The sequence below is a fragment of the Metabacillus sp. 22489 genome, assembly GCF_052044855.1.
Taxonomy (GTDB): Bacteria; Bacillota; Bacilli; order Bacillales; family Bacillaceae; genus Metabacillus; species Metabacillus niabensis.
On sequence record NZ_JBQENT010000004.1, the window covers coordinates 55,341 to 72,599 of the forward strand.

The 17,259-nt window shown below is 37.8% G+C and carries 15 protein-coding genes and 1 other annotated feature; all 15 genes read right to left on the reverse strand.

Annotated elements, in window-relative coordinates; translation table 11 throughout:
* Positions 1–825, reverse strand: a complete 825-nt coding sequence (locus ACTJJ9_RS03605; protein ID WP_095298631.1) for a sugar phosphate isomerase/epimerase family protein — start codon at positions 823–825, stop codon at positions 1–3.
* Entirely contained in the window at positions 822–1,844 is a 1,023-nt protein-coding gene (locus ACTJJ9_RS03610; RefSeq protein ID WP_440768459.1) for a Gfo/Idh/MocA family protein, read from the reverse strand. Before ACTJJ9_RS03610 ends, ACTJJ9_RS03605 begins: the two co-directional genes overlap by 4 nt.
* 37 nt (positions 1,845–1,881) lie before the next feature.
* Positions 1,882–2,247 (reverse strand): sensory rhodopsin transducer, encoded by a 366-nt coding sequence (locus ACTJJ9_RS03615; protein WP_440768460.1) that lies wholly within the window; start codon positions 2,245–2,247, stop codon positions 1,882–1,884.
* A 181-nt stretch (positions 2,248–2,428) separates the two neighbouring features.
* Positions 2,429–3,256, reverse strand: coding sequence for a carbohydrate ABC transporter permease (locus ACTJJ9_RS03620; protein ID WP_095298625.1), 828 nt, complete (start codon positions 3,254–3,256; stop codon positions 2,429–2,431).
* 23 nt (positions 3,257–3,279) lie between these two features.
* Entirely contained in the window at positions 3,280–4,224 is a 945-nt protein-coding gene (locus ACTJJ9_RS03625; RefSeq protein WP_440768461.1) for a carbohydrate ABC transporter permease, read from the reverse strand.
* Between the two features lie 148 nt (positions 4,225–4,372).
* Positions 4,373–5,872 (reverse strand): ABC transporter substrate-binding protein, encoded by a 1,500-nt coding sequence (locus ACTJJ9_RS03630; RefSeq protein WP_174880975.1) that lies wholly within the window; start codon positions 5,870–5,872, stop codon positions 4,373–4,375.
* Positions 5,873–5,945: 73 nt separating this feature from the next.
* Positions 5,946–7,343 carry a sulfatase gene (locus ACTJJ9_RS03635; protein WP_440768462.1) on the reverse strand — a complete coding sequence of 466 codons (1,398 nt, stop codon included), beginning with the start codon at positions 7,341–7,343 and terminating at the stop codon, positions 5,946–5,948.
* A 271-nt stretch (positions 7,344–7,614) separates the two neighbouring features.
* Positions 7,615–8,529 carry an AEC family transporter gene (locus tag ACTJJ9_RS03640; RefSeq protein WP_440768463.1) on the reverse strand — a complete coding sequence of 305 codons (915 nt, stop codon included), beginning with the start codon at positions 8,527–8,529 and terminating at the stop codon, positions 7,615–7,617.
* Between the two features lie 69 nt (positions 8,530–8,598).
* Positions 8,599–9,354, reverse strand: coding sequence for a 5-oxoprolinase subunit PxpA (locus tag ACTJJ9_RS03645; RefSeq protein ID WP_440768464.1), 756 nt, complete (start codon positions 9,352–9,354; stop codon positions 8,599–8,601).
* Positions 9,341–10,369 carry a biotin-dependent carboxyltransferase family protein gene (locus tag ACTJJ9_RS03650; RefSeq protein ID WP_440768465.1) on the reverse strand — a complete coding sequence of 343 codons (1,029 nt, stop codon included), beginning with the start codon at positions 10,367–10,369 and terminating at the stop codon, positions 9,341–9,343. Before ACTJJ9_RS03650 ends, ACTJJ9_RS03645 begins: the two co-directional genes overlap by 14 nt.
* 2 nt (positions 10,370–10,371) lie before the next feature.
* Complete coding sequence (pxpB, locus tag ACTJJ9_RS03655) at positions 10,372–11,079, reverse strand: 5-oxoprolinase subunit PxpB (protein WP_440768466.1); 708 nt, start codon at positions 11,077–11,079, stop codon at positions 10,372–10,374.
* Positions 11,080–11,235: 156 nt separating this feature from the next.
* Entirely contained in the window at positions 11,236–12,483 is a 1,248-nt protein-coding gene (locus ACTJJ9_RS03660) for a glutamate-5-semialdehyde dehydrogenase (RefSeq protein ID WP_440768467.1), read from the reverse strand.
* A gap of 16 nt (positions 12,484–12,499) precedes the next feature.
* Positions 12,500–13,600 (reverse strand): glutamate 5-kinase, encoded by a 1,101-nt coding sequence (gene proB, locus ACTJJ9_RS03665; RefSeq protein WP_145583964.1) that lies wholly within the window; start codon positions 13,598–13,600, stop codon positions 12,500–12,502.
* Between the two features lie 74 nt (positions 13,601–13,674).
* Positions 13,675–13,888 (reverse strand) — a binding site (T-box leader).
* 151 nt (positions 13,889–14,039) lie between these two features.
* A complete protein-coding gene (locus ACTJJ9_RS03670) occupies positions 14,040–15,383 on the reverse strand; it encodes an MATE family efflux transporter (protein WP_440768468.1) in 1,344 nt (447 codons plus the stop codon).
* Positions 15,384–15,555: 172 nt separating this feature from the next.
* Complete coding sequence (locus tag ACTJJ9_RS03675; protein ID WP_145580580.1) at positions 15,556–17,235, reverse strand: glycoside hydrolase family 13 protein; 1,680 nt, start codon at positions 17,233–17,235, stop codon at positions 15,556–15,558.
* Positions 17,236–17,259 lie beyond the last annotated feature (24 nt).

Genomic DNA, 17,259 nt, shown 5'->3' on the forward strand with positions numbered 1-17,259 from the left:
TTATCCTTTCTCAGCAAAATTTTCTTCTCTTGCACCTAATATTTTTAAACAAGCATTAAGATAGCCATAGCTTTCAGCAGCGACAATTGATACATCTGCTAGTGAATGCTGATTCGCTCCGATGACCTCTAAAACAACAGGTCCTGAATAATTGGCATCAACCAACGCTTTACAATACCCAAATAGATTTATATCCCCACGTCCACAGGCTTGGTTCTGTATTTCGCCAGGCCCCTTTGTTCTCCCTTTGCAATCTCTTATATGAATATGCTTCACTCTTTCTATTACTCTTGTTATCTCTTCTTCAGGGTTTTCATTTCCTCGATAAATATGGCTCGGATCCATATCTATCCCAAACGCAGGAGAGGAAATTTCCCGCATTGCCTGCAAAGTTGTCGGTGTATTATAAATTGCATTTCCTACATGAGCTTTTACACAAAGTGTTACACCATATGTCTCTGCGATTTTTGTTAAACGATTAAGGGTATCAATTGATTGTTGAAGATCTCCCTCTACTCCTGATTTCCCGCCAGGCCCCACATTTATAATAGGTATTCCAAGCTCTGCCCCTGCTTCAAATGCCTTTATTAGCCTTTCCTCATCAAGTGATGCTACTTCCATCGATAAAATTTCAAGACGATTTTCCGTAGCAATTGAACGTATGTCATCAGCTTGTTCCTTCCAGCGATCTAATTCTAAATGCTCACACATTCCTTTAATAGCTGATATTTCAACTCCGTCATACCCAGATAAAGCGATTTGTCTTGCCGCAGTTGCAAAATCAAAATCTTTAAACAATACAGAGTTTACACCAAGCTTCATCATTTAACCCCTCCCGCAATAAGCTCTACATCTTTTACATTTACAATCGTTCCTGTTTCAAATGACTTAATAGCTGCTTCAATAATAAATTGAGCTTTAAGCGCATCCTCTCCTGATCCGTCAATTTCATCATAGGAAGCACCTGTAACTAATTGGTCGATAAATGCATGAATTCGGCTTTTAAATGTTTCAGGGAATGCTCTCATCCCGCCAAGATAACGATAGCTTTCTGTTTCGATGCTTGCTCTTGGGTAAAAAGTTAATTGTTCACATGCATCCTCTAGTACAAATCTTCCCTTTGAACCGACAACTTCACAAAGCTCTAATCCATAGCTGGCACCTGCATCATAACTGCCTACCAGATTTCCGATTGCACCATTTTCAAATTCAAGAATTATTTGTGCATTTGACCAAATCTTTCGTCCTTCCCCTTTCATCATAAAAGCTCCTACCCGCTTTACATCACCACAAAAGTATCGAATGACATCAAAGGAATGTGGGTGTAACGCACGCAAATGGAACCATGGTGAGGTTTCAATTGGGTTGTTAATCCACATCCTCATATTAATCATGTGAAGCTTACCAAGACGGCCACTTTCCACCCAAGCCTTTGCCTTTTCCGCTGCAGGTGTAAAGCGATGATTTAGATTTACTGCATATGGAATCTTCTTTTCGCTTGCCAGCTCAACCATTTGTTTGCCTTCCTCGATGTTATTGGATATCGGCTTTTCACCTAAGACGGGAATCCCTGCATTTAATAGCTCCATCGTTGGCGCAAAATGCTCTCCTCCATTTTCCTCCCCCTTTGTGCATACGCTTACAAGATCGAGCGCTAAGCCACTAGCAAGCATGTCACTTACACTGTAAAAGGCAACTCCACCAAATTTTTCTGCTGCTCTGTCAGCCTTTTCCTTTACGATGTCACATACTGCGACGATATCTGTATTCGGATTTTCCTTATAGACAGACGCGTGAATGCTTCCTATATTTCCAACACCTACAATCGCTACTTTTAACGTCATTTATCCATCCCTCACTTTTTTATCGTTTCATTCATTTCTATTCAATTGGAAATCCCATTGTTGTAAATAAGGCAAGTGCTTCTTGGGAAGTATCTAATCTGCTATGTTGAACAATAATCGGTACTGTACTATCAACTTTTATTGCATATGGCACATCTCTTGGAACCTCTTTCCCCTGTTGATCGGTCAGTTTGTCTAAGCGAATATGATGGGTTCTTTCAGATCCACATTCTGAAAAGAAACGCTCCATTGGCTCGCGTTCTTCAAAATAAAAGGTTAATTGAATTTCTGCCAATTGGTCTGTTAAATTGAGGACACAGACGGCTTCATGACTGATTTGATTACCAGTACTTTTCGGCTGCATAAAACCATCTGGTATAATCCAAGTCCTTTTCCCTATCAATTCACATCCCCCTTTTTCTTATTTCATAGGATAGTTAAATCATAGCTTTATTCACGCTTATCATCATCGCCCATTCTGCCACTTTCATGGTGGATTCAGCCATTTTCACTTTTTAGCGCCATATTATTTACTTTTGCTTTGTAAGTCGATTTAAAAAATGGATTTTAAAAAACATCCCATGTTATATTTTAACTGCCCCTGAAGTTAGTCCCTTCATAAATAGTCTCATTGTAAATAAGAAAAGAATAAGCAGTGGTAAAGATGCAATAGTGTAGCCGGCAAACATCGGACCATATAATGTTTGTGAAACGAATTGACTTTCGAACTGAATCAACCCTACTGTAATTGGGAATTTTTCTGGATTACTCATCAACACAAGTGGCATCATATATTCATTCCAAATTGACAGCAGATTCCAAATCGCCATCGTTCCGATAATCGGCTTTGATAGCGGGAGAACAATTTGCCAAAATACACGAAGCTCTCCACACCCATCAATACGTGCTGCCTCAAATAACTCTTCGGGTAATGAAGCAAATGATTGACGAAAAACAAATATAGTAAATGCCTGACCGCCTGCTGCAAAGGCAATAATTAATCCAATATATGAGTCTAACAAGCCAAAGCTTTTAATTAATAAAAATAATGGGATTAACGTTAGCAATCCTGGGATCATTAGCAATGCGACGACTGACATATAAAGAAAATTCTTACCCTTATACCTTAATCTCGCAAACGAGTAACCAGCTAAAGCAGATGTTGCGATAATAATCAAGACACTGGCGATACCAATAAACACTGAATTAAAGATATATTCTCCAATTGCCTCCCAGGCGGTTGCATAATTTTCAAAATGTAAAGGGAACGTAATGCCAAAAAAGTTACGATAAAATTGGCCATTTGTTTTAAACGAAGTAATGAGCATATAGAAGAATGGATACAATGCAAGAAAGGCCAGCAAAATAAGGACAATATGGCTCCACAAATCCTGCCTAATCGTTTTTAGCATATTATAACTCCTTTCTTTTTAAACTAAGCTTTATATTCAGTACTTGGATTAATATATTTCATTTGAATCCAAGTTAAAATAAGGACAATCACAAAGATAATCATTGAAACAGCCATTCCTAAGCCAAATTCACCGTTCTGGAAAGCAAGGAAATACATATATAGCCCTGGAACATATGATGAATAACCTGGACCACCATTTGTCATAACAAGTGGCAAGGTCACATTTTGCAGCAATTGAATCACGGTTAAAATGAGAATTAGCTTCACTTGCCCCATTACCAATGGAATTTCAATTTGAAAAAATCTTCTTACCCTTGTAATCCCATCAAGCTTAGCAGATTCATATACACTTTCAGAAATAGATTGTAATCCTGCATAAAAGATTAATAAATTAAATGGAACAACAAATGGAAATCCGACAAACATTAACGCGTAGAGGGCGATATGAGGATCTCCAAGCCAGTTTTGGATCAGCCCTTCAAGACCTAATGATTTAAGTAACGTATTCAGTACACCTACATTAGGGTCATAAATAAAGCTCCAAATCATAAACATAACAATTCCTGGCACAACAACTGGAATGACGAATAACACTCTGTAAATATATTGCATTCTTTTACTTTTTAAATGAAAAATCATAACAGCGACAATGAGCGGAATTAATAATTCAACAATTACTTTTACAACTGTCCATATCCCAACATTTTTCATTGATATTAAAAAAATCTTGTCTTTGAATAGCGTTAAATAATTTTGAAACCCAGTAAATTGCGGTTGATTAAATCCATCCCAATTCGTAAAAGAAAACCCAATTGCAATTAATGCCGGATAATACATGAATGTAATTAAAAGAATAAAAGAAGGAATTAGCATTCCATAGCCAGATTTCCAGTTATAACGCAGCTTTCCTCGCTTTTTTCTTTTTATGGCTCTATCACTTTCAAGAGGTTGGACTGTTTCAGGCATAAGCACATCTCCTTTCATCTAGAAGAGGGTGGCTCAAAAAAAGGTTCAAACCCTGCAATCACAATATTTTAGACTAATGATAAGGTTACTTTACTACATACGGGGGTCAGACCCTTTTGAGTCACCTTCTTTAATTCATCACTGTTTTTTACTCATCCAAGTATTCTGATAAATCCCAATTATTTTGTTGAATTAAAGCATCAGCCGTTTTTTCCATTTCCGTATCAGCTACCTTGGCAAATTCCTCTAGAGACGTTTCTCCTAAAATATAGCTTTGGAAGGCTCGATAAATCGCATCAAGCTCTTTGTTTTCAAGATTGATCCCGCCAAATACACTTTGTAACGGCTGATTCGTAAGATCTGATAAAGCTTTTAGCTCTTCTATCGGTTCTGCACCTGCAACGGTTGGAACATTTTCGCCTAGCTCATTCACAATTTCCTCATTATGGTCTGGTGTTGTTAAATACATCAACCAATCGACAATTGCTTTTTCCTTTGCTGGTGTTAATGAATTATTCGCCTGTTTAGTAGGGACTGCATATTGGAAGGAAGCACTTGGTCCGCCAATTGAAGCAGATGAATCAAAGTCGGTAGCAAATTCCGAAATCACTTTATCTGGATATGGGTTTTTAAACGATGACCATTCAAAGTCTGGTTCAGCTGATTTTATTTGCTGAGATGCCCATGAACCATCAAAATACATTCCAACCTCACCAGTAAGAAAAGCAAGCATCGTTCCTTGTCCATTTGAGTCTCCTCCAGTAAAATCAGGCTGCCAATATTGGGAGAAGTCCTTTAAAATTGGCCAAATCGCCATCCATTTTTCATTTTCCGAGCCAAATATCCCCTTTTTAATTGCAATAACTTGATCCTGATTCGTAATTCCCTCATTGCCTGTAAAGCGAAGCTCATCATACTCATCTGCAAAAAAGTTTGTGAAAAATAAACGAGTTAACCATGTGATACGGTCCGTTCCTGTTGGAGTTGAAGCAAGATTCCATGCAAACGGAATGTATCCAGCATCCTTTAGCTTTTGGGCAGCTTCGATAAATTCAGACCATGTTTCAGGAGTTTTCTCAATTCCTGCCTTTTCAAACGCCTCTACATTATAATAAGTAGCCGTCCCAACATAATCTCCATTAATGACATACGTGCTTCCATCAGCTGATTTTGTATCTGAAATGATTTGTTTATTTAGAAGCTCATTCCAAGGTTTATTGTCTACATATGGATTTGGATCATCTAAATACTTTGATAAGTCTGTTAACGTCCCTTTAGCTAAGGCAGTATTTGCATCATACCATTGACTCCATATAATATCGGGAAGTTGACCACCGGATGCCTTTGTTCGAACCCATGTCATATAGTCTTGATCAGCGGGCAGCGGTTTAATAAACTCAATTTTGATACCTGTTTCTTTTTCATACTCCTCTGCAAGCTTCTTCATGACAGTCGCTGGCTTTTGATTAGCGTTTAATATTCTATTTGGGCTATACGTTCCGGCATACATTTTGATTGTTCCTTTAAATTCCCCTTCAGACTGTTCTTCATTCTCTTGTGAGGTGCTCGGTACAATGCAACCTGATAGCATTGAAATCATGAATACGATGATAAGCGAAAGCATTGATAATTTCTTAAAGCCTTTCATTTTTATCCCCCCAATTAGTTTAAACTTCATGAATAAATTCAAGCTTACAATATGTCCAAAAGTTTCTATGAAGCTACTTTTGTAAGAAACGATTTTCTTTAACATGTTTATCAATTTTGTCCCGCTGTGGATTTGCCTTCCACTCATCCCAGGTTAAGTCGTATTGTGATAAAACCTTTTCTATTCTTTTTCTAAAAGGTAATCCCTCTTCCCTTAGAACCAATTTCATCGGATCCTCTCGCTCGCCAAGCTTACAATGTATCCAGGCTGTTAATTTTCTTTTAAAGCTATCTATTTTATCTGGTAAAAGCTCCGCAAGATTTGTTTCTTCATTTGGATCAGTTAATAGATCATAGAGTTCAAAAGCTGGTCTTGTAAAAGGACCTGGATCATATGTTTCAATGTATTTATATCGGTCAGTTCGGATTCCCCTTGACGCTTGCCATGCACACTCACTTAAATAAATTTCAGAATGAACGTTGTTCGCTTTCCCTTCAATGATTGGCCAAAGACTTTTACCGTCTATACCTTTAGGGAGCTCAATATTCAATGCATCCAATATCGTTGGCATTAAATCAACGTGTTGGACGAGCTGTTTTATTCTTAAACCTTCTTTTACTACTCCAGGCCAACGAATAATGATCGGGACATGGACAGTAGCCTCATAAAGCCCACAATGATCCCAATAAATATCATGTTCTGTTAAACTTTCACCATGGTCACCAAATAATATAAGCATTGTGTCATCTTTAATCCCCTGCTGTATGAGAAAATCATCTAACTCTTTAATTATGTCATCCAAATATCTAATTTCCGCATCATATAAAGCGCTTACATAATTAGCGTCAGTAATATCTCCAAGCAAATCAAAATGGTGATACTTAAAAAATGGATATGCAGGATGATTAAAGGCAGGTGTCATACTTTTATTTGCTTTGTCATATGGATCCCGACCTTGTTGATAAAATTGCGGGACATATTGTTTAGGTGGTAAATAGGGTGTATGCGGATCCCAATAATGAAGGAACAGAAAAAAATCCTCATCTTTATGCTCGCGAATCCACGGCTTTGCCAATGCATTTACTGTTTTCCCATCAATCCATCTTGTTTGCCCAATTGTGTTGATATAATATTGATAGCCTCTAGCAAACCATTCCTTTAAATGATATAAATTATCGACAGCTGCTGTTGTAAAACCAGACTTTCTCATAATTGTTGGAAGCCAATCATATTCCTTTTGTAAGTAAGTTGTTTGTGCACCATGTGATACTACACCTGTTGAAAGACCTACTTTGCCAGTAAATATACTAGTATGCGCAACCTCTGTTGGTATATCAGAGGCGAAGGCCTGTTCAAAAAGGACACCTTGTTTAGCAATCTGATCAATGTATGGGCTTGTTGATAACTCATACCCGTAGCAGCCTAAACGCTTTGCCCTTAATGTATCAAGTGAGATCATAATGATTTTCAAGTGCTATCCCCCCTTTTCGTCTTTTAAAAGCATTGATTTGTCTATTTCCCTATTAATATCATAAAGGCAACCGAGGGCAAATTCATGGTCAATTACGTCATGTTATTGGTTGATTCAGCCATTATGAAATAGATTCATTTCTAATAAAATTTGGCTCTGTGAAACGTTGTTGTCGATTTCCTTTCTTTAATAAGAGCATATAAAAAAACCTCCTTCTTATAGAATAGGAGGTTAACTACATTATGCTTAGCTAATAAAAACGAAACGCTCTCTAACCATACAGTACCCCTGAAACATATAACACAACAGGTAACGTAACTAAACTTAATACTGTGCTAAAGAGAGTTGCCGTTGAAACAAATTGCGGCTCTGTATCATATTGCAAGGCATACATTGTAGTATTTGCAGGAGTTGGCATTGCCGATAAAACAATCATAATTTGCTTTAGTAAATCATCGATCGGGAGGAATAGCGTAATGACATAAGCAATGACAGGAGATAGTAATAATCGTAAGCTTAACGACAGTGACAAAGGTGCAATCTCGATTTTTTTTGCAGATATGTTTGCAAGCTGCATTCCAAGAATAATCATAATCGTTGGGATAGATGCATTTCCAACCATTTCGATTGCTTCCATAAACGACCCACTAACTGGAATGTGTAAAAATTGAAAAGTAATACCTAGGATCGCACCATATACAATTGGTACTTTTACAACCTCCTTAAATGCCTTTTTCATGCCACCGCCTTCAGGTGAGCCTTTTGCAGCATAATATACGCCAACTGTACACATTAATAATTGCTGAATGACCATAATGATGACGGCATAATGTAACCCTGCTTCACCAAAAGCAAAAAAGATAAGCGGTGTTCCATAATTCCCATTATTCATGAAAGCAGAAGCTAAAATCATGCTGCATGTGCGTTTAAGCGAGTACCCTCTAATAAAGGCGATGAAGTAAATGAAAACGATGATACAAAAAGCGAGGCCAACTGTATATAACGTCATGATTGCATAATCCATTGTTAGCTCTGCTGCATAAAACGTTTGAAAGGCTAAAAACGGCAACATTAAATAAATCGCCATAACCGATAATGGCTTTGTATCAAATCCGATCAGCTTCTGACCAACAAATCCGATACCAAAAATAAAGAAAATTGGGATTAATACTGTAATAAATTCCACTGTATCACCATGCCTAACTATCAATCTATTTTTTCAGTATTATACGAATGTTTGAGATAAGCTGCTTTGTTAAACCGCCTTTATGTTAATCTTATGCTCTTGTAATGCATAATAGATTTTCTTAGCAAACCGAACCGCATGCTCACTATCTCCATGAATACAAATCGTATCAGCCTGAATTGAGATTTCCTTCCCTCCTGTTGTCATCACTTTATTTGTTTTGATCATTTTTAACACCTGTTCAACAGCAGTTGTCTCATTGTTGATTAAGGCAGCCTCTTCATTTCGTGGTGTTAAAGTACCATCCGCTTGATACGTTCGGTCTGCAAATACTTCATTTGCTGTTTTCAAGCCATACTTTTCTCCAGCTGCAATTAGCTCACTTCCAGATAGCCCATACAAAATAAGCTCTCGGTTTATTTTATAAATGGCCATCGCAATAGCTTCTGCTAACTTTTTATTCACTGCAGCCATGTTGTAGAGTGCACCATGTGGTTTAACATGGTGCAGCCTCCCACCTTCAGCAGTAACGAAACCATTAAGAGCTCCGATTTGATATAGAACTATATCGTACGCCTCCTCAGGTGTTATCGAGATCGTTCTGCGACCAAACCCCTTTATATCATCGAACCCTGGGTGTGCACCAATTTTCACTGAATGCTCCAGTGCAAGTCTGACTGTTTTTTTCATCGTTGTCGGGTCACCTGCATGAAACCCACAGGCAATATTGGCTGAGGAAATAAACGAGATGAGCTCATGATCGGCGCCAAATGAATAGCTCCCGAAACTCTCTCCCATATCACAATTAAGATCAATTTTTCGCATAAGAAAGCCCCCTTATTTTTAATGCGAGACTCGTTTTTAAAAGCAAAAATTCACGTTCTCTTTTGATTAATTCATTTTGCGCTGTTTCTATTGATATTCTTTTAAATGTAAGCTTTTCACCTGGCATTACTTGAGCTAATGACGGCATAGAAATTGTCGCAACATAACCGATTTTAGGGTACCCTCCAATCGTTTGCCGATCAGACATTAATACAATTGGCTGACCATCTTCTGGAACTTGAATTGTTCCTTTTGGTACAGCTTCTGATAAAAGATCTTGTGGAGCAGCTAACTGTAAAGCAGGCCCTTGCATTCGGTAGCCCATTCGATCGGAATTTGGCGAAACTGTATAGGAGGCAGATTCAAATTTGGCAACTGCCTCTTTAGTAAACTGGGCAAATTGAGGCCCCTTTATAAAGTTAATTTCATGATGGTTGTTTACATATGAACTGAAGAAAAATGGGATAGTCCAGTTTACCGTCATATATGAAGATGCATTGATTCTCCTTTTAAAATAACTGTGTAGCTTATTTGTCATGCTAGAATAATGAGGAGAGCATTTTATTACATCCCCACGTTGCAGCGGACGTCCTTTATATCCTCCAAATCTTCCTCTACTATACGTACTACGACTATTCATAACGATTGGAACATCAATTCCTCCCGCAACAGCTAAATAAACTCTACATCCTTGAATCGGCCGTCCAAATCGAAGAATTGCACCTTCTTTCACATAAATAGGTCTCCATAATGGAATTGGCTGATGATCAATTGTTGCTGACAGATCTGCACCACATACTGCGATTACACAACCATGTTCAAACTGAATGGTTGGACCAATTATCGTTAATTCTAATACAGCATCATTTTCTTTATTACCTATTAGGACATTGGCAATTCTTGCTGCCATTTCATCCATCACACCTGAACCACTAACCCCAAATTGTTGGAATTTATTTCTTCCTAAATCTTGAACTGTCGTTAACAAACCTTGGTCAAGAATCTTTAACTTCACGTTCATTCACCATCCCATTCATCATATTGTTCAGCTGTTATCGGTTTAAAGCGAACAATATCCCCTGCCTTTAAAAGGGTTGGTTCGTTTCTGTTATAATTAAAAAGCTTTAACGGGGTACGTCCAATGATTTGCCAGCCTCCAGGACTTTCAAGAGGATAAATTCCTGTCTGCCTTCCACCAATCCCAACACTCCCTGCCGGGATCGCTACTCTTGGCGTTTGTTTTCTCGGGGTTGCAAGACGCTCTGACATGCCACCTAAATAAGGAAAACCTGGTGTAAACCCGACCATATAAACAACATATTCATGATTTGAATGAAGCCTGATTACGTCTGACTCTGAAAGCTTATGGTATCGCGCAACTTCAGTAAGATCTGGTCCATATTCACCACCATAGCAAACAGGGATTGTTATTATTGTAGGTGGATCATTTCGCGACACCTTCTTGCTTTGTAGCTTTTGCTTTATTTGCATGACAACGTCTTCATAAATCGATAAGTTCAAATACTTCCTTTTCACGTCAAAAGGGCTGTAGTAAATCGTTACTGCTGTAAAGCTCGGAACGACTTCAATCATTCCTGGAAAAGGCTCTAAATCCAAAAGCTTCGTGAGGCTAATAATTTCCTCATGAAGCTCTTGATTGATTTCATCTCCAAAACTAACAGTAATTGCTTGATCACCTTGAGGATAAAAGCGGATATGCTCCAATGTCTTAAAGCCTCCTAACTGTTACTATAAACGATAGTTTTAAGATGTAAAAAAGGGCTGTCCTCCTCTGCTAGTCAATCCCCACCAAACCTTTTATAGCTTTATGATTGGTGGGGATGACATTTGCTCTTTTAGACAATCCCTCTATTTATCTATTTAATTACGAATTTGCCCATTACCATAAACAAAAAACTTCGTTGATGTTAAAGCATTTAATCCCATTGGTCCTCTAGCATGTAGCTTTTGGGTACTGATTCCGATCTCTGCTCCGTATCCGAACTCTGAACCATCTGTAAAACGGGTTGATGCATTATGATAAACTGCAGCTGCATCAACTTTATTTAAAAACTTATTTGCATGCTCTTCATTTTCAGTAATAATTGCTTCAGAATGATTTGTACCATATTTATTAATATGCTGGATTGCTTCATCAACAGTTTTTACGACCTTCACACTTATGGATAAAGCAAGATACTCAGCGTACCAATCCTCTTCTGTAGCAGGTTTTGCTGCACCAAATAGACTTTTCACAGCTTCATCACCGTATATTTCAACATCACGATCATGGATTGCTTCAAGTAATTCCTTACCATAGCGAGCAAACCAGTTTTCCTCAATTAATAGTGATTCAATAGAATTACAAACCGATGGACGCTGAGTTTTGCCATTGATTACAATGCTTTCGGCCATTTTATAATCTGCCGTTTGGTCAATAAATACGTGACAATTCCCCGCTCCTGTTTCAAGTACTGGAACAGTTGCTTCCCTTACAACAGTGTCAATTAAATTCTTTCCACCGCGAGGAATTAAAACATCCAGATATTCCTTCATATGAAACAGATCCTTTGCTGTTTCTCTGCTCGTATCTTCAATTAATTGAATCGCCTCAACAGGAACCTGACTAGCTTCTAGTGCTTTATGGATAGACTTCATTAATGCCTTGTTTGAAAAGCTTGCAGAAGAGCTTCCTCTTAAAATGACCGCATTTCCTGTTTTTAACGTCAATGTAGCAGCATCAACCGTTACGTTTGGTCTTGCCTCATAAATCATCCCAATAACTCCGATTGGCACGCGATTTTTCTTAATAAGGAGGCCATTTTCCTTTTCTATCGTTTCTAATGTATCACCTACTGGATCCTTCAATTGGATTAACAACTGGATTGCCTCCGCCATATCTGTAATCCGTTTTTCATTAAGCATGATGCGATCAAGAACACTTTCTGATAAGCCATTTTTTCGTCCTGCTTCAAGATCCTTTTGATTTTCTTGAATAATGAATTCCTTGTCTACAAGTAATTGCTCTGCAATTTTAGCTAATGCTTCATTCTTTGCTTCCGTTGACATATCTACCATTACAAAACTTGCTTTTTTCGCGGCTTTACCTTTTTCTAATACTTCACTCATGTTTGATCTCCTCCCTCTATGCTTTTACCCATTTATTACGATGAATAACAACGATCGATGATAAAACCTCATCTTTACTTAATTCTTCGCTTCTTTTCCCCATGATTTTTTGTAATTCCTCTGCAGAGAAAAGCACTTCACCTTTTCCAAGAATTCCATTTGGGCCAATTACTTCAACGACATCACCTTTTTGAAAGCTTCCAGTAAAATTGAAGATTCCAGCGGGAAGCAAGCTTTTTCCTTTGTATAATAACGCTTCCTCTGCTCCTTGATCAACATAGATCCAACCTGATACCTCTGAATGAAATGCAATCCATTGTCTACTGTTATTAATGGAAGATAGCCCTTCCTTCCCGATATATGTTCCATCTCCATCACCATGAAGAATCGTAAGAAGCTTTTCCTTGCCCTTCCCTAATCCGATAAACACTTGAACACCTAATGATATCGCTGTTTTAGCAGCCATCAGCTTTGATTTCATTCCACCTGTTCCTACCTTTGAGCCTGAGCCACCAGCGGCATTTAGCATTTCATCCGTAACTTCCGGTAAGTAGTCAATTTTTTTTGCTAACGGATTTTTTCGTGGATTTTCATCATACAAGCCATTAATATCTGTTAGAATGATGAGCTGGTCTGCGTGGATTAACCCACTTACGAGTGCCGAAAGCATATCATTGTCTCCAAAGGTAAGCTCCTCAACTGAAACCGTGTCATTTTCATTTATTATCGGTAAAATTCCACGCTCCAGCAATTCCGATATTGTCGCATATGCATTTTTGTATCGCTCCTGTTTCGAAAAGTCATTCCTTGTTAACAAGATTTGCGCAGGTACAATGTTATATTGAGCAAACATGTCTATATAAGATTGGACAAGTAAACTTTGCCCAACTGCAGCTGCAGCTTGCTTTCCTTTTAAAGTTGTTGGTCTAGTTGGATAGCCTAATCGAGCGAAGCCAGCAGCTACTGCACCTGATGAAACGAGCAATACCTCGTGTCCTGCTTCTCTAAGCATCGCTACAGCCTGCACATGATCAGAAAATTTTTCTTGGTCAATTTGTCCTTTCGCATTCGTTAATGAGCTACTGCCAATTTTGACAACGATCCGCTTCTTTTCCATGATTATTTCTCCTCCGTAACATTCTCTTACCTACGGATGTAACTTAATATAAAAAAGCTCCTTTCATCCTAATAAATAAGGACGAAAGGAGCTCTGCTTCCGTGGTACCACCTTGCTTGGATGTTGCTACCAACATCCCACTTTACCCATTAACGCTGGGAAACGCCTATGTTTACATAGGACTAAAAGAGGTAGGTTCAGCGGCTTTATTGTATGAAGTCTTCCAGCTTTAAACTTCACTCTCTGTAACAAAAAGGGACGCCTACTAGTCCTCTATATACGTTCAATGTTTATTCTTAATTTTATTATACGTGGATTTTATTGCTTTTTCTATACCATCTTTAAGCAATTCTTAATTTTCACCTATTATGACGATAAATAGAGCAAGTGTCAAGGCAGTTAAATGATTTTTCAGTAATTTTTCTGATTAATCACATTATTATCCTTTCTCTATTTTAGTTATTTTCATTTCCGTCCATTTCCCATATTTATAATATCCATAGGCAAAAGCACTGCTAATGACAAAGCTGACACCCATTCCAACTGCAATGCCATTCTCTCCTAACGATAGGGAACATAAATAAGTTAACGGGACTCTTAATACCCAAAACGAAATAAGATTTAGGACTAGAACTTGCAGCATCGCTCCTGCAGCTCTAACAATTCCGTTTAAAATAAAATTAATACCTAAAAACGGATAAAAGAAGGCAATAATTTGCAAATACCTCATCCCAAAATGAACGGCTGCTTCCTCATCAATAAATAGACCGATTGCAAGCTTTGCACATCCAACAACTATAAAACTAATGATAAACATAATGAACAAATTCATTAGGACACCGTATTTGGCAATCTGATGGACACGATTCCATTTTCCCGCACCTATATTTTGCCCTGCCATACTATTTACAGCCGTCCCGAGTGCCATCGCCGGGAGCATAATAATACTATCTAATCGTTGCGCTGCTCCAAATCCCGCTACAACATTATCACCAAACGTGTTGACAACACCCATTATCGCCATCACACCAGCTGAAATCACGGTCATTTGTAGACCTGATGGAATACCTAGCTTTAAGATTGTGAAGACTTCATTTCTTTTCGGTAATTTTGGCATCGTAAAGGGAACAAGACGTCTCTTAATAGAGTCAATCATCCCGTACAAAAATGCAACTCCTTGTGAGATAACAGTTGCATATGCAGCACCATCAATTCCTAAATTAAAGCTATGAATAAAAATCGGATCAAGAATTGCATTTAATACAACAGCGATCGCAACATAACGGATTGGTGTTTTGCTATCACCAAGTGCACGCATCACCGTTCCAATGAAGTTATAGCCAAATAAGAAGAGGATTCCAATAAAATTGATTTGCAAATACACAGTTGCATCAGAAATCATTGATTCTGGTGTCCCAAGCATTGTTACGAGCCATTCTGAACATAAATAGCCAATTATCCCTAACGCAATTGATAAAAATAAAAGGACGACAACAAAGGCATTTACATAGCTTTTTAATCCTTCATCATTCTCTTGTCCTTTATGCTGAGATAGGATTGTTAATGTTGCATTATTAATTCCTATAATGAACGATAGTATCGTGAAAATAATTGTACTTGAAACAGAAATAGCCCCTAAAGCATTTGCTCCTAATAGATTACCAACCCATAAGCTATCGATAAACTGATAGGAAACTTGCAATAAGTTTGTTAGCATGATAGGAAGGGAAAATAACCATATTTGCTTTCCAACTTTCCCTTCAGTAAAATCATGTTGAGCCATGTTTATTCACTCCCTCACGTCAATCCTTTTCATCTTACCATAGCTTTTTTACTGTAAGCATTTGCTATGCTTACAATAAATAGAAATCCGTGATAACGGAGCCAGGTTAACCTGTTTTAATAGTTTCCAAAGAAAAAAGGATACCACATTAAATTAGTGATATCCTTCTCTCTTATGATTTGATTCGATATACTCTTGCTTCATATGGCTTCAATGTGAAAACATTCACAGAATCATGGTCTTCTACTTCGTAATTCGCTAACAAAAGGTCGTTAGAATGAACATGGAAAGCTAAATGTTCCTCCCAAGTCGCCATCGTTTCTGAAAGATTTGCAAACACTACAACTTGATTATCTTCTGTTGTTCGTGTATAAGCATATATTTGTGGGTGATCATCAAGGATAAGATTATATGTTCCATATGTGAATACTTCATTTGCCTTTTTTAAGCGAATCATATTTTTATAAAATTGCAGCACTGAACGGTTATTTTCCTGTTGAGCAGCTACATTAATTTCTTTATAGTTTTCATTTATTCCTATCCATGGTGTCCCAGTTGTAAAACCTGCATTGACTTCAGAAGACCATTGCATTGGCGTTCGCGAATTATCTCTGCTTGATGCCCAAATGATTTCCATAACCTCTTTATGTGACATACCTTCCTCACGTTTAAAACGATAGAGATTTTTTGTGGCAACATCATTATAGTCTTCAATATGATTGAATTTCACATTTGTCATACCTATTTCCTGGCCTTGATAGATAAACGGTGTTCCTTGCATAAGGAAATACATTGCTCCTAATGCAGTCGCACTTTCATACCAATATTCCTCATCATTTCCCCATGTTGAGACTCTTCGCGGCTGGTCATGATTTTCGATGAATAATGCATTCCACCCTTTATTTTCAAGACCTTTTTGCCATCTCGATAAAACATCCTTTAATTCTATTATATCTAATTTCTTTTTCTTGCTTGCATCCCATAAAGTTAAATGCTCAAATTGGAAGACCATATTGAACTTCCCATTTTCCTCGCCGACCCATTCATCCAAATCCTTTTCATTGTCAGCGCTAACACCATTCGCCTCACCAACGGTCATAATATCATATTTCACAAAGGTTTCTTCCTTTAATTCCTTTAAATATTTATGGATTCCCTCAACGTTCATATGTTTTTCATAGGATGGGACATATTTTAGACCTTTTTCATTCGGCATATCCTTTAGGCCTTCTTCTTTATTAATATGGCTAATCGCATCGACTCGGAATCCATCAATTCCTTTGTCAAGCCACCAATTGATCATCTGATATAAAGAATGACGAACCTCTTCGTTCTTCCAATTTAAATCAGGCTGCTTTGTTGAAAAGATGTGCATATAATATTGACCTGTTTTTTCATCATATTCCCATGCCGAACCATTAAAAATGCTTTCCCAGTTATTTGGCTCTTTTCCATCCTTTCCGTCCCGCCAAATATACCAATCTCGCTTTGGATTATCCTTTGACGAGCGTGATTCAATAAACCATGGATGCTCGTCACTCGTATGATTTATCACTAAATCGATAATTAGCTTCATCCCGCGTTTATGGACCTCAGCTAAAAGCTCATCAAAATCAGCCATTGTTCCGAATTCATCTAAAATATCCTGATAATCGCTTATATCGTATCCATTGTCATCATTTGGAGATTTGTACATCGGACAAATCCAAATGACATCAATTCCGAGCTCTTTAATATAATCTAATTTGGAAATCATCCCTTGAAGATCTCCGATTCCGTCACCGTTTGAATCCATAAAGCTTCTTGGATAAACTTGATAGGCTACGGCTTCTTTCCACCATGCTTTCTTCATGTTGATTCCTCTCTTTAACCTAAT